The sequence below is a fragment of the Variovorax sp. EL159 genome, assembly GCF_900100965.1.
Classification (GTDB): Bacteria; Pseudomonadota; Gammaproteobacteria; order Burkholderiales; family Burkholderiaceae_C; genus Variovorax.
In genome coordinates, this window is the sequence record NZ_FMUJ01000003.1 from 289,703 (window position 1) to 310,331 (window position 20,629).

General features: G+C 66.1%; 19 protein-coding genes. 6 read left to right on the forward strand and 13 right to left on the reverse strand.

Going from position 1 to position 20,629, the window contains the following annotated elements; genetic code table 11:
• Nucleotides 1–16: 16 nt before the first annotated feature.
• The gene (locus BLQ28_RS13390; protein ID WP_176801109.1) at nt 17–1,021 is read right to left on the reverse strand and encodes a Bug family tripartite tricarboxylate transporter substrate binding protein; all 1,005 of its coding nucleotides are present in this window, start codon (nt 1,019–1,021) and stop codon (nt 17–19) included.
• Nucleotides 1,022–1,226: 205 nt separating this feature from the next.
• Here BLQ28_RS13390 and BLQ28_RS13395 point away from each other — a divergent pair, with 205 nt between their 5' ends.
• Nucleotides 1,227–2,102 (forward strand): LysR family transcriptional regulator, encoded by an 876-nt coding sequence (locus BLQ28_RS13395; protein ID WP_371126680.1) that lies wholly within the window; start codon nt 1,227–1,229, stop codon nt 2,100–2,102.
• Between the two features lie 229 nt (nt 2,103–2,331).
• The gene (locus BLQ28_RS32975; RefSeq protein WP_176801110.1) at nt 2,332–3,627 is read left to right on the forward strand and encodes a hypothetical protein; all 1,296 of its coding nucleotides are present in this window, start codon (nt 2,332–2,334) and stop codon (nt 3,625–3,627) included.
• Nucleotides 3,628–3,671: 44 nt separating this feature from the next.
• Here the strand turns inward: BLQ28_RS32975 and BLQ28_RS13405 are convergent, their stop codons facing one another.
• On the reverse strand, nt 3,672–4,640 hold the full coding sequence (locus BLQ28_RS13405; RefSeq protein ID WP_093239918.1) for a hypothetical protein: 969 nt from the start codon (nt 4,638–4,640) through the stop codon (nt 3,672–3,674).
• Nucleotides 4,641–4,757: 117 nt separating this feature from the next.
• Nucleotides 4,758–4,979, reverse strand: coding sequence for a hypothetical protein (locus BLQ28_RS13410; protein ID WP_093239919.1), 222 nt, complete (start codon nt 4,977–4,979; stop codon nt 4,758–4,760).
• A gap of 265 nt (nt 4,980–5,244) precedes the next feature.
• Here BLQ28_RS13410 and katG point away from each other — a divergent pair, with 265 nt between their 5' ends.
• Complete coding sequence (gene katG / locus BLQ28_RS13415; protein ID WP_093239922.1) at nt 5,245–7,509, forward strand: catalase/peroxidase HPI; 2,265 nt, start codon at nt 5,245–5,247, stop codon at nt 7,507–7,509.
• A 138-nt stretch (nt 7,510–7,647) separates the two neighbouring features.
• Here katG and BLQ28_RS13420 read toward each other — a convergent pair whose 3' ends face one another.
• From BLQ28_RS13420 to BLQ28_RS13440, 5 genes are all read right to left on the reverse strand, one after another.
• Complete coding sequence (locus tag BLQ28_RS13420) at nt 7,648–8,010, reverse strand: hypothetical protein (RefSeq protein ID WP_093239924.1); 363 nt, start codon at nt 8,008–8,010, stop codon at nt 7,648–7,650.
• A gap of 11 nt (nt 8,011–8,021) precedes the next feature.
• Nucleotides 8,022–9,266 carry a CDF family Co(II)/Ni(II) efflux transporter DmeF gene (gene dmeF / locus BLQ28_RS13425; protein ID WP_093239927.1) on the reverse strand — a complete coding sequence of 415 codons (1,245 nt, stop codon included), beginning with the start codon at nt 9,264–9,266 and terminating at the stop codon, nt 8,022–8,024.
• An 8-nt stretch (nt 9,267–9,274) separates the two neighbouring features.
• Complete coding sequence (locus BLQ28_RS13430; protein ID WP_093239930.1) at nt 9,275–9,553, reverse strand: metal/formaldehyde-sensitive transcriptional repressor; 279 nt, start codon at nt 9,551–9,553, stop codon at nt 9,275–9,277.
• Between the two features lie 160 nt (nt 9,554–9,713).
• Complete coding sequence (locus tag BLQ28_RS13435) at nt 9,714–10,610, reverse strand: (R)-mandelonitrile lyase (protein ID WP_093239932.1); 897 nt, start codon at nt 10,608–10,610, stop codon at nt 9,714–9,716.
• 179 nt (nt 10,611–10,789) lie between these two features.
• Nucleotides 10,790–11,539, reverse strand: a complete 750-nt coding sequence (locus tag BLQ28_RS13440) for an SDR family oxidoreductase (protein ID WP_093239934.1) — start codon at nt 11,537–11,539, stop codon at nt 10,790–10,792.
• A gap of 346 nt (nt 11,540–11,885) precedes the next feature.
• On the opposite strand from BLQ28_RS13440, the gene BLQ28_RS13445 reads away from it, so the two are divergent.
• The 3 genes from BLQ28_RS13445 to BLQ28_RS13455 all read left to right on the forward strand — a co-directional run bounded on the left by BLQ28_RS13445 (nt 11,886) and on the right by BLQ28_RS13455 (nt 13,214).
• Nucleotides 11,886–12,314 (forward strand): hypothetical protein, encoded by a 429-nt coding sequence (locus BLQ28_RS13445; protein WP_256327286.1) that lies wholly within the window; start codon nt 11,886–11,888, stop codon nt 12,312–12,314.
• A 149-nt stretch (nt 12,315–12,463) separates the two neighbouring features.
• The gene (locus tag BLQ28_RS13450) at nt 12,464–12,727 is read left to right on the forward strand and encodes a hypothetical protein (protein ID WP_143012489.1); all 264 of its coding nucleotides are present in this window, start codon (nt 12,464–12,466) and stop codon (nt 12,725–12,727) included.
• Between the two features lie 46 nt (nt 12,728–12,773).
• Nucleotides 12,774–13,214, forward strand: a complete 441-nt coding sequence (locus BLQ28_RS13455) for a hypothetical protein (RefSeq protein ID WP_093239941.1) — start codon at nt 12,774–12,776, stop codon at nt 13,212–13,214.
• Between the two features lie 139 nt (nt 13,215–13,353).
• Here the strand turns inward: BLQ28_RS13455 and BLQ28_RS13460 are convergent, their stop codons facing one another.
• The 5 genes from BLQ28_RS13460 to BLQ28_RS13480 form a co-directional block, all read right to left on the reverse strand.
• On the reverse strand, nt 13,354–14,721 hold the full coding sequence (locus BLQ28_RS13460) for an MFS transporter (protein WP_371126648.1): 1,368 nt from the start codon (nt 14,719–14,721) through the stop codon (nt 13,354–13,356).
• Nucleotides 14,722–14,737: 16 nt separating this feature from the next.
• The gene (locus tag BLQ28_RS13465) at nt 14,738–15,709 is read right to left on the reverse strand and encodes a quinone oxidoreductase family protein (RefSeq protein ID WP_093239944.1); all 972 of its coding nucleotides are present in this window, start codon (nt 15,707–15,709) and stop codon (nt 14,738–14,740) included.
• A 43-nt stretch (nt 15,710–15,752) separates the two neighbouring features.
• Complete coding sequence (locus BLQ28_RS13470; RefSeq protein ID WP_093239946.1) at nt 15,753–16,811, reverse strand: beta-keto acid cleavage family enzyme; 1,059 nt, start codon at nt 16,809–16,811, stop codon at nt 15,753–15,755.
• A 62-nt stretch (nt 16,812–16,873) separates the two neighbouring features.
• Nucleotides 16,874–17,722, reverse strand: coding sequence for a TauD/TfdA dioxygenase family protein (locus tag BLQ28_RS13475; protein ID WP_093241628.1), 849 nt, complete (start codon nt 17,720–17,722; stop codon nt 16,874–16,876).
• A gap of 200 nt (nt 17,723–17,922) precedes the next feature.
• On the reverse strand, nt 17,923–20,604 hold the full coding sequence (locus BLQ28_RS13480) for a winged helix-turn-helix domain-containing protein (protein WP_093239949.1): 2,682 nt from the start codon (nt 20,602–20,604) through the stop codon (nt 17,923–17,925).
• Nucleotides 20,605–20,629 lie beyond the last annotated feature (25 nt).

A 20,629-nucleotide genomic window follows, 5' to 3' on the forward strand; every position in this document is an offset into this window, starting at 1 on the left:
CAGTGATGTCCCGCGATCAATCGGGCTGGATGTTGGCGCGCCGGGCAACGGCACGCATGAGCGGCAGTTCGCGCTCGATCTGCGCGACCGAGGCGGCGGCCCCGCCAAAGGCGGGCTCCACGCCCTGGGCCTGCAGCGCGGCCTTGGCCTCGGGCGTGGCGACGATCTTGGCGAGCGCTTTTTCCAGCCGCTCGCGCACCGGCGCGGGCGTGCCCTTCGGCGCCACGAACATGATCCAGGTATCGGCATCGACGTCGGGGTAGCCGGCCTCGGCGAAGGTCGGGACCTGCGGCAACTGGGAGGAGCGCTGAGCGGTGGTCACGGCGATCGCCTTGACCTTGCCGCCCTTGAGTTGGGGAAGGGCGGCAGTGACGGTGTCGACCGAGAACGGCACCTGTCCGCCGATCAGGTCCGTCATGGCTGGCGCGCTGCCCCGGTAGGGCACGTGCATGATCTTCGCGCCCACCGCCTGCAGGATGATCTCGCCCGTGAAGTGCGACGAAGTGCCCGTGCCAAACGAGGCGTACGAGTACTTGTCCGGCGTTGCGCGCACCGCCGCGGCGAACTCCTTGACGTTGCCGATGGGCACGTTCCTGTTGGCCAGCAGGATCAGCGGGATGCGCGCGACGATCGCGATCGGGTCGAAGCTCCCGAGGGCGTCGTAGGGCAGGTTCGGGCGGATCGCCGGGTTCATCGTGAACGTCGAGCCCGAGCCGAGCAGCAGGGTGTAGCCGTCGGGTGCCGCCTTTGCCGCGAAGGCCGCGCCGACCGCGGTGCCGGCACCGGGCCGGTTGTCGATGAGCACCGGCTGCCCCAACTCCACCGACAGGCGCTGGCCGACCAGGCGCCCCACCGTGTCCGCGCTGCCGCCCGGCGGATACGGCACCACCAGCGTGACAGGGCGCACCGGGTAGGCCGGCTGCGCCAGGGCGGGCATGGCCGTGCCGAGAGATGCGACCAAGCCTGCGAGGACGGCACCGCACCATCGTCGGTTCAGCGCTTGCGGATGGGGAGTGTTCATGGACAGATCCTTCTGTAGAGGGAAGAGGGGAAATGCTGGAGCACGCCCTGCCGTGTAGCAAGCACAATGATTGGAAGGTTGCGTTGCCGCAAACGCAATGCAGAGAACGCCGATGAAACCCTCCATCTCCAAGCCTTCAGCCTCCAAGAACGCCGGCGCACGCGCGAAGCGCACGATCAACCAGCGCGTGCTGCAGGAGGAGTCGATGCGCTACTTCCTGGAGGTGACGCGCGTCGGTTCGGTCACCGAAGCGGCCGCGCGATTGAACGTGGCACCTTCGGCCGTGAGCCGCCAGATCGGCAGGCTGGAGCGCGAACTCGACACCCTCCTGTTCGAGCGGCGCGCCCGTGGCATGGCGCTCAATTCAGCGGGCGAGCTGCTGGCGGCGCACGCGCGTCGCGCATGGCTCGACATCGAACGCGTGACCGACGACATCCTCGCGCTGCGTGGCCTGCGCAAGGGCGAGGTGCGCCTGGCTGCGACCGAGGGCTTTGCCTACGAGTTCTTGCCGGCCCTGGTGGCGGCGTTTCAGGCGCGCTGTCCGGGCATCCGCTTTTCGCTCGACATGTGCGTGCAGCGCGAAGTGGCACGCCGTGTGCGCGAAGGCCTGGTCGACCTCGGCGTGACGGTGAGCCTGGGTTCGGAGCAAGGACTGGACGTCGAGATCCGCTACCCATCGCCCGTGCGCGCGATCATGGCGCCGTCTCATCCTTTGGCCACGCGGCGGCAGGTGTCGCTCGCGCAGGTGGTGCATTACCCGCTCGCGCTGCCGGCCAGCACGTCGACGCTGCGCCAGTTGCTCAACATCAGCTGCGCCCGCCAGAGCCTGCCGCTCGAGGCGGCCTTGACCAGCGACCACCTCTATCCGCTCGTGCACTACGCAGCCCACGGCCAGGCCGTGACCTTCTGCGGCGATCTCGCGCTGCGCCAGCAACTCGAGAACCACACGATCGTTGCGCTCCCCTTGCGCGACCGCGAGATGAACGAGCGGCATTTCGAGGTTCAGAGCATGGCGGGCCGGCGCCTGCCCGACGCGGCGCGCGCTTTCGTCGAGCATCTGCGCGAAGTGCTTTGCGCTTGATTCATGTAGGCACCAGCCGCGCTGGTGGCGGGTTCGCCGTGCACGCCACATCCGTTTGACGACGCCCCGAGTTCGCTTGGAAGAGATCGCCTGAGCACGACCTGACGGCTTGCGACCGAAGAAGGAAAACTTGCGGCGGCGAGAAATTCTCCTCGTTTCTGTCATCGCCAATTTTTCACGGCCCGTTAGGTCCTTTCCGCGCAGCAGCGCACGCGAATCGAAAGACTGAATGAACAAACCATCTTCACGTTCCGTCGCCCAGCTCGCGGGCATGGCCCTGACGCTCCTGGCCGCAGGCTGCGTCGTCCAGCCACAGCCGGTGCGCTATGTCGCCGTTCAGCCCGCGCCTGCAGTAGCCGTTGCCCCGCCTGTGGTCAGCGTGTATGTCGATCCGCCGCTGTACCAGCCTCCGCCGATTGCCGTGGCGTGGGCGCCGCCACCGATGCTGGTGGAGGTACCTACGCCCCTGCCATTTCAGGGCGCGATCTGGACCGGTGGCTATTGGACGTGGCAGGGCAGCTGGGTGTGGGCCGCAGGCCGCTGGGCCGCGCCCCCCCAACCGGGTTACGCATGGGTCCAGCCCTACTACGAACATCGCGACAGCACCGTGGTCTTCATCACCGGACATTGGTCGGCGCCGGGCGTCGCATTCATTCCGCCGCCGCTGGGCTTGAGCCTGGCGGTGTCCGTTGCAGCAGTCGGCGTGGTGGCCGGGCTCGCACCCATCGGACCGCAGGGCGTATTCGTTCCTGCGCCACCTGGTTCGCGGCTCGGCCTGATCGTGCCGGCGCCCATCGGCACGCCGCCCGCAGTGGTCGTCAGCGCACCGCCGGTCACCAACGTCGGCATGCGGGTGCAGAACACGACGATCAACAACGTGACGAACAACACGACGACGAACGTCACCAACATCACGAACATCAACAACACGCGCACGGTGACGGTGGTGGCACCTGCCAGTGCAACGGCCAGTGGCCGGCCATTCGAAGCAGCGGTGCCGGCGAGCGCGCATCTTGCGGCTGCACTGCCGCCTGTCGTGCATGCCATGGCCCCGGTACCCGCCAGCGCGAAGCCGGTCGCGGCGTTCATGCCGGGGCATCCGTCCGCTGCACCCCGATCCGCCGAGGCTGTACGGCCAGCGGCCGCGGTGCCACCGCAGGTACCGACGGCATCGGCTCAGGCGCATCCGCAGCCCCTCTTGTCGCCAGTCGCGGCCAAGGGAGCAGAGCCCGCGGTGCCGCACCCGGCACCTGTGCAGGCGAGTGCTGAAGCACCCCGAAGGGAAGCACCTGCGATCAACGAACAGGAGCATCGTCCGCCGCCGGTCGATCCCGCATTGGTTGCGCGAGAGCAGCAGGCCGATGCGGCACGCCGAGCGAACGAGCAGAAGGCGCTGCACGCGCAACGGCCGGCGCCGGCGCCCAAGGAACACCCGAAGCCCGCCCCGCATCCGCATGTGGACCACCCACCAGCGCCGCACGCACACGGCGAGCCTCCTCATCGGAAGGAAGAGCACCACGGGTAACAAGCGCGGCTGAGCTGCGCGTTGCAGCTAGTTGAAATATGCCGTCAGGCAACAAGGCCCAGTTCGCGTGCCTCGGTCTCGTAGTTCCCGTAAGACGCTTTCAGCACCGCGCCATTGAGGATCATCTCGGCCAGCGGCTCGCGTGCTGCGCCGGGCTGGCCGTCATAGACGCGGGTGCGCACCCAGCACGACTCGGTGCGAGCGCTCTCGCTCAACGCGATGATTTCGCGCTCCAGCTCGTACGGATGATCGACGAACAGCGGGCCCTTCAGCAGGCGGATCTGCTGCCCCGCGAACAGGCCCACGGCCGGCCCGCGCCCCTTGAAGCCGGCCTCGCCAACGGTGCTGCCCAGCAGCACGGAGATCATCTCGAACGGAATGATGGCGCGGCCCCACGGCGAGCCGGCGGCCCCTTCGGGCATGTACCACGGGCTTGGCTCGGTGATGACCTGCAGCTTGTCGGCAAGGCTGAAGGGGTAGTAGTTGCCCATGTGCTGATCGAAGCCCATGCGCACCTTCTCGGTCACGGCGCCGCGCTGGCCGACCTTCAGGTCGCGGTTGATGACCAGGCCGGTGGCCGGGCGCAGCTTGGCGATGCGCTGCTCGAGTTCATGCGGCAGGCCGGCCGCATCGCCCACCGACGCCGAGCCCGTGAGCACCGGCGTGCCGTCGCGCTTCTCGGCCCACAGGCGCACGAAGCGCTCGCCGGGCGCGGGGCGCTGCACGAAGGCGCGCACCTCTTCGCCTTCGACGACCATGTTCTGGTAGTGCGCGCTGATACAGCCGGTTTCGAACCAGGCCTTGCCGAAGATGTCGAACAGCAGCGGATCAAACTGGCTGAAGTGCGTCGGCCCTTCGATGGGGCCGGCGCGAAGGCCCAAGCCCTCGGCCATGCTGTCGTCGTGGATGGATTTGTGGCCGTCGTAGCTCTGGTCGTTGAGCATCTGGCGCGGCTTGCGCAGCGGGCCGCAGAGGGCAGGGGAGGCGCTGAAGGGGGTCGTCGATGAGGTCATGCGGCAGCATCGGTGCAAGTGCGCTGCGGCGCAATCGCTGAGGCGACACACGAGGGCTTCAGACGGGCCCGGCGTGGGGGCCCGCAACCGAGCGTGATGCTCGGCCGCGCAACCCTTCTATAGAAGTCGGGCTGCCTGCGAGGCAGCGATCGCGCCTGACCTGAATCTGCCGGCCACCTGCGGCGTGTGCGAATCGACCTGCAGTTCTTCGCCCTTGGCTTCGATCATTTCCAAAGCCGCGAGTTGGGCACCGAGCTCGCGCACAGCCTCGTCGTTCTCTCCGTACCGGGTCTGCAACTTGGCAAAGAGGTGCTGAAGCTTGAGCAGATGTCTGGACATGGTGGGTTCTTTCGGCCAATGGGGAGGGAGGACAAAGGGTTTCGCGCTTATACCCGTCTCACGAAAGAAAGCTGTCGCAGTTTGTAGTCGGCCTGACGGTCAGGACAGCTCCCGCGAACTTCGGTATGCAACTGCCAGGCTGCGCGAAATTCGCGCACGGCTGCAGGTGCGAACTATCGTCGGCATAAGAGGCTTCTATTCCCGCCGAAGAGGTTTCTGCCACAGAATTCAAGTCCCCCCGCATTGCAGAAACCAGGAGCCCCACATGAAGAGTAGTGACAAGTCCGAAGCGAAGTGCCCGTTCAATCAGGCCACAGGTGCCGGCACCACGAACCGCGACTGGTGGCCGAAGGAGTTGCGTCTCGATCTGCTCCATCAACATTCATCGAAATCCGATCCCATGGGTAAGGATTTCGACTACGCCAAGGCGTTCAAGAGCCTCGATCTGAACGCGGTGAAGAAAGACCTCGCCGCCTTGATGACCGACTCGCAGGATTGGTGGCCCGCTGACTTCGGCCACTACGGGCCGCTCTTCATCCGCATGGCATGGCACAGCGCCGGCACCTACCGAATCGGTGACGGACGCGGTGGCGCCGGCCGCGGCCAGCAGCGCTTCGCGCCGCTCAACAGCTGGCCCGACAACGTGAGCCTGGACAAGGCGCGGCGGCTTCTCTGGCCGATCAAGCAGAAGTACGGCCAGAAGATTTCGTGGGCCGACTTGCTGATTCTCACGGGCAACGTTGCGTTGGAAACCATGGGGTTCAAGACCTTCGGCTTTGCCGGCGGTCGCGCCGACGTGTGGGAGCCGGACCAGGACGTGTACTGGGGCCGCGAGAAGACCTGGCTCGGCGGTGACCTGCGCTATGCCCACGGCTCGGAGGGTGTCGAGAAGAGCGGCGCGGTGCTGGCGTCCGACGACAAGGCCGACGGCGACGCGCACACGCGCAACCTGGAGAACCCTCTTGGCGCAGTGCAGATGGGCTTGATCTACGTGAACCCCGAAGGTCCGGACGGCAACCCCGATCCGGTCGCCGCGGCCCACGACATCCGCGACACTTTTGCGCGCATGGCCATGGACGACGAAGAGACCGTGGCACTGATCGCCGGTGGCCACAGCTTTGGCAAGACCCATGGCGCTGCCGCGGCATCGCACGTCTCGCACGAGCCCGAATCCGCTGGCCTCGAAGAGCAGGGCCTGGGCTGGAAGAACAGCTTCGGCACCGGCAAGGGAGGCGATGCGATCACCAGCGGACTGGAAGTCACCTGGACCACCACGCCGACGAAGTGGAGCAACAACTTCTTCGAGAACCTGTTCGGCTACGAATGGGAGCTGACGAAGAGCCCCGCCGGCGCGCATCAGTGGGTGGCCAAGGGTGGCGCCGGTGCAGGCACCATTCCCGACGCGCACGATCCGTCCAAGCGCCATGCACCGACGATGCTCACCACCGACCTGTCGTTGCGCATGGACCCCGCCTACGAGAAGATTTCGCGCCGCTTCCTCGCGAACCCCGACCAGCTTGCCGACGCCTTTGCACGCGCGTGGTTCAAGCTCACTCACCGCGACATGGGGCCGCGCGCACGCTACCTGGGGCCGGAAGTGCCTGCCGAAGAACTCATCTGGCAAGACCCGATCCCCGCTGTCGACCATCCGCTGGTCGATGCGCAAGACGTCGCGTCTTTGACAAAGAAGGTGCTCGCGTCGGGCCTCACCCCGGCGCAGCTCGTCTCGACGGCCTGGGCATCGGCGTCCACGTTCCGTGGCTCCGACAAGCGAGGCGGCGCGAACGGTGCCCGGATTCGATTGGCGCCGCAAAAGGATTGGGCGGCCAACCAGCCGGAGCAACTGGCCAAGGTCCTCCAGGTGCTCGAGGGCATCCGCAGTGAGTTCAACGCTGCGCAGACGGGCGGCAAGAAGATTTCACTCGCCGACCTGATCGTCCTGGCTGGTGGCGCAGGCGTGGAGCAAGCCGCCCGACTCGCCGGCCGCGAGGTCAAGGTTCCCTTCGCACCGGGACGCGCGGACGCTTCGCAGGCGCAGACCGATGTGGAGTCCTTCGCGCCGCTGGAGCCGGTCGCCGATGGTTTCCGCAACTACGCGAAGGCTCGCTACAGCGTGGCTGCGGAAGCACTGCTCATCGACAAGGCGCAACTGTTGACGCTGACGGCGCCCGAAATGACAGTGCTCGTGGGCGGCCTGCGCGCGCTCGATGCCAATGTCGGACAGACAAAGCACGGCGTTCTGACCGCCAAGCCCGGCACGCTGAGCAACGATTTCTTCGCCAACCTGCTCGACATGGGTACGGAGTGGAAGGCCACCTCGGACACCCGGGACCTGTTCGAAGGGCGCGACCGCAAGACGGGCGCGCTCAAGTGGACTGGCACGCGCGTCGATCTGGTCTTCGGCTCCAACGCACAATTGCGCGCCATCGCGGAGGTCTATGCAGGCTCGGACGGCCAGCAGAAGTTTGTTGACGACTTCGTGGCTGCGTGGACCAAGGTGATGAACCTCGACAGGTTCGACCTCGCCTGAGTCGAGTGCGGTTGTTGTCGGCGGGAGCGTGCGGCCGCAACGGCCGCGCGCTCCTGATCGAAAGCTATCTACGCTCTAGTCTTCGCGGGCTACGCCGTTTGGCATCTCAGTTGACGCCCAATCCTTCTTGAGGCCGCGTCAGCGCATCGCTTTCTTGATTTCGGCGAAGGGGCCGAGATCGAACGATCCGAGCAGGATGAGGATCCAGACGACGATGGAGATCGGGCCGACGACATCGGCACTCACCACCGACGACAGATGCTGGTCGAACCAGCTGTCGACCATGACGATGCCCGCGAACACGACCAGCATGAGGAAGCGATAGCCCGACACCTTCGGACGCCGGCGGCCGAACTTTCGCGCGGGCTTGGCGTGGCGCAAACGCTGGGCGCTCGAAGGTGTGCGGATTGCGACCGGTGCCGTTGCGATCGCATCGGCGGCTTGAGTTTGTTGCATGGTGGGGCGAAGGAGCGTCTGTGGCATCGCCAGATTGTGCTGCACGTGAAGCGGGCTCAGCCTTGCACCTCGACGGTCAGGTGCGAGAGCGACGAAAACGCTGCCAGCCGGTCTCGGTAGTAGTCGGCGCTGCGTCCTCGCGCAGTGCGCACCGACACGATCGCACCCAAGTGACCAGGGCCCAGACGCCAGAGATGCAGGTCCGACAGCGTGTCGCCGTCGCGCTCGATGGTTTGCCGCAGTTTGTCTGCAAGGCGGCTGTCTGGGTTCATGTCGAGCAGGATCGCACCGGTATCACGGATCAACCCGTAAGACCAGCTCGCGATGACGCAGGCCCCAATGATGCCGGCCAGTGGGTCCATCCAGAGCCAGCCGAAGGCGCGGGCAAGCAACAGGCCGACGATGACCAGCACCGAGACGGCCGCGTCGGCGATCACGTGGACCACCGCGGCGCGCATGTTGTTGTCCCGGTGCGCCGCGCCATGCGCGTGCTCACCCTCGGGCTCCTCGAACACGACCGCGTGGCTTTCGCTTTCGCCAAGATGGAGCTGCGCGGTGAAGGCATGGGGTTCGGGAATCTCCTCGGCCGATTCGAGGTAGCTTCCGCGGTTGGCCAAGGTGAACCGTTGGCGTGCACCGCCGGGGCGCACCGTTTCGATGTGGACCGATCTTGCCGCCGGGGCGGGGCCGGTTTCCGCATGCAGCCGGAAGCGCGGGGGTACGCCGTCCTCGAAGATCGACAGGGTCATGAGGCCGGCACTGGTCATGATCGCGTGCGCTTCTTCTTCATGGCCGTGCCCGTTGTCGGCTGTGCCGTGGCCATGCCCATGGTGATGGTCTCCGCCACTCAGCAGCCAGGCGCTGACGACGTTCACGCCCAGGCCCAGGATGGCAATCGGTAGTGCCTCGGCAAAGTGAATCGGCACCGGCGCGAGCAGGCGCAGGACCGACTCGTAGGCGATCAGCAGCGCGATCATCGCCAGCACGATGGCGCTGGTGAAACCCGCGAGGTCGCCGAGCTTGCCGGTTCCGAACGTGAAGCGCCGGTCTCCGGCGTGTTTGCGAGCGTAGGTGTAGGCAAGCGCGGCAAGAAGCAGGGCGCCCGCATGCGTACTCATGTGCAAGCCGTCGGCCACCAGCGCAATGGAACCGAACGCCAGGCCACCGACGATCTCGGCGGCCATCATGGCGCCGCAGATCCATATGACCATCCAGGTCTTGCGCTCGCTCGTTGCATGCGTGGCACCGAGGAAGTTGTGGGAATGCTCGAGGGGCGCCGCAGTGTCCGCAAGGCTGGCCATGAGGGGCCTTACTTGAGGTAGGAGCGGACGACCTCGAGCAGTTGCTCGGTAGCGTCGGGGTCGAGGGCGCCGGGATATTTCTCCGCATCGACCAGGTGGGTGCGGATGTGCTCTTCGACCACTTCAGCCATGAGCCCGGCCATCGCGCCACGCACACCCGCGATCCGATGCAGCACCTGTTCGCAGCCCGCCTCGCTTTCGAGGGCCCGCTCGATGGCCTCGACCTGGCCGCGGATGCGGCGAACCCGCGCCATGAGCTTCTGCTTTTCGTAGATCGTGTGCGTCATGCGATGAAGAATAGCATACCCCCCCATACCTATATTGAGTGACGTCTCTTCTTCCGTTCTCGAACGTTCCAGGCACGGTGCGCAACCGCCGTTGTCAGCTGAAAATTCCCGGTTGGTACAAGTCAAGAAGTTCGAAAAATAAAAGCGAAGGACCTGCGTTTCAGCGGAGCGCACCGGTGGAGCGCTGCCGCGCGAACACATCCTTCGCGGTCGTTGCTGCCGTCACGGCGCTCGGCCATCCGGCATAGAACGCCAGATGCGTGATCGCCTCGAAAAGCTCCTGCTGCGACACCCCGTTCTGCTGGGCCAGCGCGAGATGCGAGCGCAGTTGGTCCGGACGATTCATCGCGACCAGCGCGCTGACCGTGACAAGGCTGCGGTCGCGCTTGGACAAGCCGGGACGATTCCAGACGTCGGCATAGAGCACGTCATCCGTCAATTGCGCAAGACCGGGCGCAACGTCGCCAAACAGCTTCTGCGCCGCCGAGGCTTCCGCGGCAGGCGCAGCCGTGTTCATCGCGGCAAGATCCGAGCGGGCCTGTGAGGGATGTTCGTCCTGAACCTGCTCCAGCCAGGTGACCGTCTTGCCGTCGGCTTGCTCGCTGATCGCGATGTGCGTCATGGACATGGTCGAAGAGGCGCCGTGCGAGTGCTTCACGCCTGGCGGAATCCAGACGACATCGCCCGGGTGAACATCTCGCACCGGACCGCCCCAGAACTGCACGCGACCAATGCCGGAGGTGATGACCAGCGTCTGGCCCAGTGGATGTGTATGCCAGGCGGTGCGCGCGCCGGGCGCGAAGGTGACCGATCCGGCGGTGGCACGTGCAGGTGCGCTGGGGTCGAACAGCATCTCGACATGCACGCGTCCGGTGAATCGCTCGGGCGCGCCGTCGAACGAGGCGCGGTCTTCGCGATGCGACACGTTCACGTCGACCGGAGCGGACGACGTCCCGCTCTTCATCGAAGAAGCGCTTCGCTCCGACGCAGTCGTCGATTGAGTCCACCCCGAAATCGAGACAACGGCCAACGCCAATGGCAGCAACAGTTTTTTCATGAGAGGTTTCATGCCGCGGCGCGCACGGCGTATTCGACGGGCTTGCCATGAGCCCAAGATGACGCGCTGCCGGCTTCAGCCGCGCGACGATGAGGTATCAGCGACTGATGAGCGTCCGGGCCCACGTGGCGGCCTCGAGGCTTTCCGCTCCTGATGGGAATAAGTGACTGCGCGGCTACTCAGTACGCCTGCCGGGTCGGCCTGAACAGGATTTCATTGACGTCCATGTCGTCGGGCTGGCTGAGCGCGAACGCCACACAGCGAGCAAACGAATCCGCCGGGATCGCTGTGGCGTCGTAGAACGCCTTCATGCCGTCGGCGATGTCCGGCTCGGTCGCACTGGCGGGCAGCTCGGTGGCCACGGCACCGGGAGAGATCACCGTCGTGCGGATGTTCCAGGGCTTCACCTCCTGGCGCAGCCCCTCGGACAGCGCGCGCACTGCGTGCTTCGTGGCCGCATACACGGCGCCGTTGGGCGAGACCTTGTGGCCGGCAACGGACGAGACGTTGATGATGTGCCCCGACTTCTGACGCTGCATGTGCGGCAACACGGCCGCAATGCCGTACAGCACGCCCTTTAGGTTGACGTCGATCATGCGATCCCAGTCATCCACCTTCAGGCGTTCGAGCGGCGAATGCGGCATCAGGCCCGCGTTGTTGATCAAGACGTCGATGCGGCCGAAGGCCGTGATCGCCGCATCGACGAGATGCTGGACCTGCGCCTTGTCGGAGACGTCCGTTTCGACCGCGATCGCCTGGCCACCGTTCGCCTTCATTTCCTCGACCATGGCCTGCAGCCGGTCGATGCGGCGCGCGCCCAGGACGACACGCGCACCCTGTGCCACGAGGTGCCTCGCCGTAGCCTCGCCCAGTCCGCTGCTCGCGCCGGTGATGACGACGACCTTGCCATCGATGTTGTTGTCGCTCATGAAATCGCTCCTTGCGAAAAATTGCGCTTGATCCTAGGACTTTGATTGGCAGACCAGTAGTCCTCAATGGATTGATGCACTCGCAAACGAAACTTGACAATCAAGCTCGCAGGGCGGCGAACGATGACCGCCGGCCGGCTTCGTTTTGTCGAGAGCTCTTCAAGATGATCGAGTGCGGCCGCTTGTGACGTGTGGCCGCAGCGCGAGGCACCGACTGACAACGCCGTAAGTACCAGACTGACATGGCGGGAGGCGGCTTTTGCAATACTGCTGCGGCATTCGCGCACAACAAGCATTCAGGAAGGACGCATCGATGCCCCATCGCCACTCTTGGTCTCGTCTCGCTTTGACCGCCACTCTGGTTCTCACAGGCACCGCCTATGCACAAAGCGACACCACCACCTACGAGGCCACGCTTGAACGTTCGTCGGCCATCTGCCCTGGCCATTCCAAGGAACGCACCACGCCCGGTGTGCGCGCAGTCAAGGTCGATGCGCTTCGTGTGCTGCTCAAGAACGATGTGATCCTGTGTCCCGACCGCCGCCTCGATGCCGAGATGCCGGTGGTCTGGTACGGCGCCGTCAAGGTACTGGCCTGGAACCCCGAAGCAAAGGGCAGCATCGCGGTGCTGGCCGAGAAGGCCGATGCAATGACGCGCAAGGAAGAGTTTCCTGGCGCTACCTTGGTCTGGAAGACCGACGGCAGCGAAGCCAAGGGCGTCACCGTACCGTCGGCCGACGTGCGTCCGCGCACCACCATCCGCGTCATCCCTTGAGTCACGGGAGCCAGCAGCACGCCTGGCGTGAGGCCCCGGCAACAGCATTCAGCATTGGCAAGAGCCAAGGCACTTACAGGCAATTACCTTCCGTGCCGGGTTCCGTGGCTATGCTATTCACACACCACAACCTCAGGGAGTTTGTTCGCATGAAGTTGCGTTTCATCGCTGTAGCCCTCATCGCATCTGCTGGCAGCCAGGTGGCTCTCGCGGAAACCGTTGTCGTCAGTGGAACGGCAGAAGGGGCCTCTCGTAGCGACGCGGTCGCCAAGGCGCAAGTCACCCTGGAGTCGAACTGCAGCAAGAACTACAAGGGTCAGCCTGTCGCTGGATCATTCAAGGTGACATTCGAGAAGCCGCTGTCGAACGGCAAGCACTACGTCGACGCCACGATGTCCTGCAATACACCGTAGTGTTGTCAGAAGTCGAAACGCCGGACCGCTTCCCGGCACCCCAGCCATGACACTGCAGAAAAAGGGCAAGTACTGGTACGGCTCAACCCCTCAGGACATCGAGGCCGAAGTCATCGCCTACAGCAAGGCCAACGGGTACACGGCCGTCAAGTTCTCGCTCTCGGCATGCGCGTGCGGCAGCAGCTTGTTCAAGCTCGAGTCCGATGAAGATGAAGGCGTGGCAAGGCGAACTTGTGTTCGTTGCGGCGTCATTCATTTCATGGGAGACAGCGCCGAGTACGCAAGTGAAGCGCAGGTTGAACGCCACGAGTGCATCTGCGATGCGGAGGCGTTTGAACTGTTGTCGGGCATCGCGTTGTACGCGGACAGCAACGACGTTCGCTGGTACTACATCGGCTGCCGATGTGCGAGCTGCCACCTGGTCGGCGTGTTCGCGGATTGGAAGTGCGAGGCTGGGGATGCCGACGCCTTTCTGTCCCAGACCTAGGTTGGCAACGGCAACCAGCGATGCGGCAACAACATTCCGGCGCACTGGCCGGCGGATGTCGTTGGGGCATGCATGCTTGTGTCCATTGAGCTTCGCCGACCGGATCAAGCTCACGATCGCCACGGTTCACTGACCCGCCTCAGGCCGCAGCCGCTTGGGGCGTGACCGTTGGCGCACTTCCCGCATCGTCCGTGGCCCACACACTGGCGCGCTGCAAGTCCTTCTCGTAGCTGCGAGATGCGACCACGAAGAGGCCGGCCGACAACAGGCCGAAGACCGGCATCACCGCCATGGCGATCTGGAGCGACCACGCATCGGACAGCAGGCCGGCGATGAACGGCCCCGCAGCCAGGCCCAGCAGGTTCTGGAACAAGGAAAGCACCGAGGCACCCGTGGCCTGGATGCTGTGATGGATGACGTCGATGGTCACTGCGACGACCACGCCCGAGAGGCACGCCATGAAGAAGCCTCCGACGGCAATCCACGCGAACTGCGCCTGCGGGGTGAGCACCACGCCCAGGTACGGGGCACCGAATGCAAAGCCCAGCACCACCGCGGAGACCGCGCACAGCAGCGCCGTCACTTGCAGTTTTGCGCGCGGACGCGATTGACCCGCGCGGTCGGCGACAGCGCCCCAGACCACGCTTCCTGCGGCGCCGCACAGCACGACGATGGCGGCGCGGATGGCGGCCTGGTCGGTTGCCAGGCCGTGCATGCGGTTGAGGTAGCTCGGCAGCCAGGACCAGACCGAAGAGATCAGGATCACCTGCGCCGGTGCCGCCAGGCACACCCAGAGCAGCGTGCGCGAATCCATCAACCGCCGGACGATGGCGCTCAACGTTCCTTGCGGGGAGCGCACCGCCTGATCCAGCCGTGGCGTGAGCGAAACCGTGGGGTAGTCCCGCACCTTCAGGTACAGCAGCGCTAGCAGCAGCCCCGGAACACCCACGGCTCCGAACGCGGCGCGCCACCCCCAGTGGGCTGCGATGACGCCACCGAGCAGAACACCCAGGACCGAGCCAATCGATGCGCAGGCAAAGAAGGCGGCCATCAGCATGCCGCGCATGCGGGACGGAAAGTGGCTGGCGATCAGCACCGCACCGACCGAGCCATAGCCCGCTTCGCCAAGCCCGACCACCGCGCGGGCGGCCAGCAACTGGCCGTAGCTTCCCGTGAACATGCAGGAGATGGACGCAAGGCTCCAGACCAACGCCATGACCACGATGCTTTTGACGCGGCTGAAGCGATCGGCCGCCAGCGCCACCGGAATGCCGGCCAGGGCCACGGTCACTGAAACGGCCGAAGCCAGTCCGCCCAGTTGCTTGTCCGAAAGGCTCCAGGCTTCCTTCAGATGGGGAAAGAGCGACACGATCACCTGGCGGTCGATGTAGTCGAACAGCATCAGGGCGGCGGTCATGCCGAAGGCGAACCAGGCCTGGCGAGGTCCGATCAGGTAGCCATCGGCATCGGCCTGTCCCTGGTGGCGTGTATGCAGGTGCATGGTCATGATGGTCTCTCGCGGTTCAAGGTACGAGGACAGTGGCGCCCGTGGTCCTGCGCCCTTCGAGCGCGCGATGCGCCTCGGCCGCATCGGCGAGCGCAAAGCTCTGCTGCGGCTCGTTCACGATACGGCCAGCCAGCACGTGATCGAACAGTTCGCGCGCCATGTCGAGCATGTGCGAACGCGGCTGGATGTAATGGATCATTGCCGGCCGCGTGAGCCAGATCGAGCCTTTGGCAGCGAGCACTTGCGAGTCGACGACCACCGAGCCCGACGAGGTGCCATTGCTGACCAGGGAACCGCGCGGCTGCAGGCAATCGAGCGAGGCCTGCAGCGTGTCCTTTCCCACCGAGTCGTAGACCACCGGTACGCCCTTGCCGTCGGTCAGCTCGCGCACGCGCTGCGCGATGTTCTCGCGCGAGGTCACGATGGTGTGGGCACAGCCGTTGGCCTTGGCGATGGCTGCCTTTTCGTCGGTGCTGACGGTGCCGATCATCGTCACGCCCATGGCGCGTGCCCACTGGCAGGCGATGAGGCCCACGCCGCCCGCTGCCGCGTGATACAGGATGGTCTCGCCGCCCTGGAGCGGATAGACCTGGCGGAACAGGTACTGCGCCGTCATGCCCTTCATCATGAGCGTGGCGGCGGTGCGGTCGGAGATGCCGTCGGGCAGCGGGATCAGCACGTCGGCTGGCATCACCCGTACCTGCGAGTACGCGCCCTGGGGTCCGATGAGATAACCCACGCGGTCGCCCACGCGAATGTCGGTCACGTCCGGTCCGATGGCTTCAACCACACCAACTGCATCGGAGCCCAACCCGTTAGGCAATGCCAGAGGATAGCGGCCGGTGCGAAAGTAGATGTCGATGAAGTTGACGGCGATGTAGCTATGGCGCACACGGGCTTGGCCCGGGCCGGGCTCGCCGACCTCGACGTCTTCGAGCCTCAGAACCTCCGGACCGCCGGTCTCGTAGAAGCGGATGGCCTTGGTCATGGTGCGTTTCCTGTGAGGTGGGGGAGGGGCGGGCAGGGCCGGCTCAGGCCGCCTTGCGCAGGAATCCCTGCTGGCCACCGTTGCGGTTGGGCGCGAAGCCGTTGGCGAGCAGCGTCTCTTCCACCGTGTCGTAGAAGACGCCGATCTTGGAGATCTCGCGCGCCTGTGCGGCCGTCGCGATCGGGCGGCCGAACTGGCGCGAGATGGCCACCAGCTGCTCGATCTGCGCCACGGTGCCGATCTTCGCGGTGCGCGACTGGTTCCAGAGGTTGTCTTCGGTGCCGGTGCGCACGTGCAGGCCCATGGCAATGCCGATCATGTTGACGGGCAACACGTTGAGCACCGAGCTTTCCACCGTGAGCACCGCACCGTCGGGCACGGCACGCGTCATGTTGGCCAGGTTGTAGATGTTGGGCGCATCCATGCCGCCGCCGATGGCCACCCAGTTCATCACCAGCGGCCCCTTGTAGATCCCGCGCCGGATCAATCGCTCGACGGACTCGAAGCTGTTGATGTTGTAGCACTGGAAGGCGCTCTGGATGCCGGCCTTGGTCAGGCGACGGATGTGCTCCTCGGCCCAGCCCGGCTGGGCCGGCACCGTCATCTCCTTGTAGGCGTTGAAGACAGCGGGGTCTTCCATCGAGGTGCCCTTGATGTCGCGGACGTCGAACTGTTCCAGCACATTCATCTGCGACGTGTTGATCGTCACCGTCACCTGGTCGGGCTTGGGGTCGAGGTCGGCCAGCATGTGGCGCGTGTCGTCGCTCAGCCATTTGGCGGCCGCGCCATCGGTCTCGGGCGCGAAGCTGATCGAGCCGCCCACCTGGATGATCATCTCCGGCACGCGGGCACGCACGCCGGCGATCAGCTCGTTGAACTTCGACAGGCGCTTGCTGCCCCGGCCATCGAGTTCGCGCACGTGCAGGTGCAGCACCGTGGCGCCGGCGTTGTAGCAATCCACCGCTTTCTGGATCTGGTCTTCCATCGTGACCGGGATGTCTTCGGGGAAGTCGGAGGGCACCCATGACGGCGCGTACGGCGCGGCGGTAATGATCAGCGGCTGCTGGTTTTCGGGGAACAGATGGCCGTCGAGAAAATTCATGGCAGATACCTCGGTAGAAAGTAAAAGAGGGAAAGAGAAGGAAAGTGCAGGGCGGGGCCCGCTCAGAAGACCGCTTCGCCGACGATGCCGGCCCGCTCCATCTTTCGATGGCAGGGCGGGTAGTCCATGACCGCGTAATGCTGGGTCGAACGGTTGTCCCACATGGCCACGTCGCCCGGCTGCCAGCGCCAGCGCAACTGGTACTCGGGGATCTGGACCTGGCTCACGAGGTACGCGAGCAGCATCGCGGCGCCCGGTTGGTAGTCCTGCCCGTAGCGCACGTTGGCCGGCGTATGGAAATTGGTGAAGTGCGTCGTGAAGCCGTTGACGAAAAGAATCTTCTCGCCCGTGTCGGGGTGCGTGCGCACCACCGGATGTTCGGCATCGGGAAACTGCGCCTTCAGGGCCAGGCGCTTCTCGATCGGCATGGCGGCGCCGAAGGTGGCCTCGATGCTGTGGCGCGCGCGCAGGCCGGCGATCTGCTGTTGGATGTGCACCGGCAGCTTCTCGTAGGCCAGCGCCATGTTGGCCCACATGGTGTCGCCGCCCACCGGTGGGCATTCCACGCAGCGCAGCACGCAGCCGAAGGGCGGCTTCTCGCGCCAGGTGGCGTCGGTGTGCCAGCTGTTCTCGTAGCGGTCGACCGGCGTCTCGGGGTTCTTGTAGATGCGCACCAGGCCGGGATGCTCGGGGTCGCTGCCGATCACCGGGTGGTCTTCGAGCTCGCCGTAGTGGCGGGCGAAGGCAACGTGCTCGCTGCGCGTGAGCGCCTGCTGGCGAAAGAACAGCACCTTGTGCTGCACCAGCAGCGCGCGGATCTCGGCGGCCAGGCCGGCATCGCGCGACGCATCGGCAAGCGACACGTGACGCAACTCGGCGCCGATGGCGCAGGTCACCGGGTGAACCTCGATGCCGCGTGTCAGGACGGCGAGTGCCCCGTTCGGGGGCGCTGGCTGGTTCGTCGAACCCATTTTTTGTCTCCTTTGCCGATCGTGTGACACCGCGCGTTGGCGATGCCCTGTGCTGACAAGAAGAGTAGGTCGTGCCCCTCTCCGGCGCCCCCTCCTCGCAGGAGGGGGCGGGGTGCCGAGAGGGGAGGGGTAACCCTGATTCAGCGCTCGAGGGCGAGCAGTCCCAGGATGCGCGCGCGCTGCACCACTTGCGCGCGGGTGCCCGCATCGAGCTTGGCGAAGAGGTTCTTGACGTGCCACTTGATGGTGGTTTCGCTCACCTGCATGGCGCGTCCGATTTCCTTGTTCGACAGGTTGCGGGCCAGCAGCGTCAGCACCTCGCCTTCCTTGGGCGTGAGCACGGTGCCGTGCGTTGCGCTCGGTGCGGGCATCGGCTGCGGCGCCGGGGCGGTGACGGCCACGGTGATCTCGGGTTGCGCGCTCTCGGCCGAGAGCGTGCCCACCCAGGCCCCGAGATCGGGGTGCGCGTCGGAGAAGACGCGCTGCAGCCCGTAGGCACGTGCCAGGTCCATCGCTTCGCGGATAAGCGCCTGTGACGCCTGGCCGCTGCGTTCGAGCGCAAGGGCGCGCAGCCCGAGCAGCTCGATGTGCAGGCCACCCTGCTTGAGCTGCCGCGCCCGGTCATCGGCCCGCATCAGGTGCGCCAGGGCGTCCGGCCAGTCTCCAGCCGCCATGGCCGCCTGGGCGTGTGCTTCATCGCGTAGCGCTTCCACGCTGCGCCGCCACAGCGGCCCTTGCGGCAGCGCGGGGTCGGCCAACTGCGCGTCGATCCGCTCGCACAGTTCGCGGCAGGTCTGGGCGCGACGGTGCCGCGCATGCAGGCGCACCTGCTCGGCGAGGCTGGCAATGCGCAACCGAGGCAGGCGCCGCGCGGTACCTGCTGCATCCAACGCGTTCAGCAACGCCAGCGCGCGGTGTTCGGCGCCTTCGGCTGCCGCGATGCGGGCCGCTGTGCGGTAGGCCAGCAGCAGCGATTCGGGCATGCCACTGTGTTCGAGCACGTCGAGACGGTCGGCCAGCAGCGTCGCGGCGTCGCCCGGCAGGTCGCGCTCCCAGGCCACCGCGGCGAGCAGCGCGGCCAGGTTGCAGCTGAAGCGATGGCGCCGCCCCAGTTCAGCTTCGGCGCTCGCCACGGCAGGCCGCAGGAGTTGCTCGGCCAGCAAGACCTGCCCCTCCCAGACATAGCTGAGGCCGATGACCAGTTCACTCCAGCGCCGGATGTAGTTGATGCCATGGCCGGAATGTCCGCGCGGGGCCTGTTGCTGGCGCAAGCGCGCCAGGGCCGGCTCGCCCTCGAGCAGCGCGCGATACGCCATGCGGTTGGCATGCGACTGGAGCAGCAGCGGTTCGGTCAGCGGAACCGTGCCGGCCCACGGCGCATGCAACGCGACGAAGTGGTCGGGGTCGTCCGCGAACACGGCGGCACCGCCGAGGATGAGTGCGCATTCGCAGCGCAGCGCGTCGCCGGCGTCGGGCTGCACCAGGATGCGCGCCACGAAGCGCTGGGCTTCTTCATGCCGCTCGCTGGAGGCAAGCGTCCATGCCGCCGCCAGCATCAGGCGCGGGCGGCGGTCGAGTTCATCGGCGGGCAACTGCGCGAGCCATTCGATCACGGCCGCCTGCCGGCCGCGCCGCATGAGGGACTCGTACAGGCTGCGCTCCGCCAACTCATAGGCTGTCTGGTGCTGGCCCGCACTCAGCGCATGCTTGGCCGCTTCGTCGAGCAGGTCGTGCGCTGCCAGCCACTGCGCTGCGCGCGCATGCACCGCGACCTGCTCGGCGGCATCGAGCGCGGTGAAGCGCTGGCGCAGCACGTCGCGCGCCAGGGCGTGCATGCGCAGCCAATCGCCGCCTTCTGCGGCGGCGAAGACCGGCGTGTCGTTGTTCAGCCGGGCCAGCCGCGCCGCGGCGTCTTCGGTACCTGACACAGCCCGACAGAGATCCGGGTGCAGCAGGTCGAGCGCAGCGATGCAAACCAGGAAATCGCGATCGTCCGGGTCCAGGTTAAGCAGCAGCAGCCGCACGAGTTCGCCTTTCAGCTCGCCGGCCGCCGCCGTCATGTCTGAGAGTGCGGCGTGGGCATCGGCGCCGCGCGAAATGATCGTCATGGCCAGCTGCAAGCCCAGCGGCCATCCCTCCGTCAGCTCATGCAGCCGCGCGGCCATGTTGCGATCGACGCGCGCGCCGAAGCGGGCCTGCACGAGCTGCAGCGTTTCGTCGAGGCTGAACTTCAGCTGCGCCGGGCCGATCTCCACGCACTGGCCGTATGCGACCAGGTCTTCGATGTCCAGCCGGCCGTCGGGTCGCGCCGCGATCAACCTGCGCACATTGGGCGGCGCATTGCGCAGCAGGTAGGCCAGGGCTTCGCGCGATGCCGCCGGCAGCCGGTCGGCCTCGTCGATGACCAGCACCACATTCAAGGCCGCCTGCGTCAGTTCGCAGAGCAGGGCAGTGACGCTGGCGAGGTTGCCCGGCCTGTCGTCCTCAAGCACGCCACGGCCGAAGGCAGGGCGCCCCATGGCGGCGCGCAGTGCCAGCGCCAGGCTCTGCACCAGCCGGCCCGGATCGTCATGGCTCTGCGCCGAGACCCAGGCGACCGGCAGACCCAAGCTCAGGTACTCCAGTCGCCATTGCGCCAGCAGCGATGTCTTGCCGAACCCCGATGGCGCCTGCACCACGAGAACCGCGCAGTCCCGCAGCGCTTCGGCGCTCGACAAGAGGCGGGCGCGCGACACCAGGTGGCGCGGCACGCGCGGCGGTGTCACTTTGAGCAGAAGGTCGCGCGGGGCGCCGGTCAAGCCGGTCGTCGAGAAGGTCGCCAAGGGTACGTGTCCGTGGAAGGGGCTG

Bases quoted from the DNA above. Each gene is read 5' to 3' on its own strand.
- BLQ28_RS13390 (WP_176801109.1), bottom strand. From the start codon at position 1,021: ATGAACACTCCCCATCCGCAAGCGCTGAACCGACGATGGTGCGGTGCC.
- BLQ28_RS13395 (WP_371126680.1), top strand. From the start codon at position 1,227: ATGCGCTACTTCCTGGAGGTGACGCGCGTCGGTTCGGTCACCGAAGCG.
- BLQ28_RS32975 (WP_176801110.1), top strand. From the start codon at position 2,332: ATGAACAAACCATCTTCACGTTCCGTCGCCCAGCTCGCGGGCATGGCC.
- BLQ28_RS13405 (WP_093239918.1), bottom strand. From the start codon at position 4,640: ATGACCTCATCGACGACCCCCTTCAGCGCCTCCCCTGCCCTCTGCGGC.
- BLQ28_RS13410 (WP_093239919.1), bottom strand. From the start codon at position 4,979: ATGTCCAGACATCTGCTCAAGCTTCAGCACCTCTTTGCCAAGTTGCAG.
- katG (WP_093239922.1), top strand. From the start codon at position 5,245: ATGAAGAGTAGTGACAAGTCCGAAGCGAAGTGCCCGTTCAATCAGGCC.
- dmeF (WP_093239927.1), bottom strand. From the start codon at position 9,266: ATGGCCAGCCTTGCGGACACTGCGGCGCCCCTCGAGCATTCCCACAAC.
- BLQ28_RS13430 (WP_093239930.1), bottom strand. From the start codon at position 9,553: ATGACGCACACGATCTACGAAAAGCAGAAGCTCATGGCGCGGGTTCGC.
- BLQ28_RS13435 (WP_093239932.1), bottom strand. From the start codon at position 10,610: ATGAAAAAACTGTTGCTGCCATTGGCGTTGGCCGTTGTCTCGATTTCG.
- BLQ28_RS13440 (WP_093239934.1), bottom strand. From the start codon at position 11,539: ATGAGCGACAACAACATCGATGGCAAGGTCGTCGTCATCACCGGCGCG.
- BLQ28_RS13450 (WP_143012489.1), top strand. From the start codon at position 12,464: ATGAAGTTGCGTTTCATCGCTGTAGCCCTCATCGCATCTGCTGGCAGC.
- BLQ28_RS13455 (WP_093239941.1), top strand. From the start codon at position 12,774: ATGACACTGCAGAAAAAGGGCAAGTACTGGTACGGCTCAACCCCTCAG.
- BLQ28_RS13460 (WP_371126648.1), bottom strand. From the start codon at position 14,721: ATGACCATGCACCTGCATACACGCCACCAGGGACAGGCCGATGCCGAT.
- BLQ28_RS13465 (WP_093239944.1), bottom strand. From the start codon at position 15,709: ATGACCAAGGCCATCCGCTTCTACGAGACCGGCGGTCCGGAGGTTCTG.
- BLQ28_RS13470 (WP_093239946.1), bottom strand. From the start codon at position 16,811: ATGAATTTTCTCGACGGCCATCTGTTCCCCGAAAACCAGCAGCCGCTG.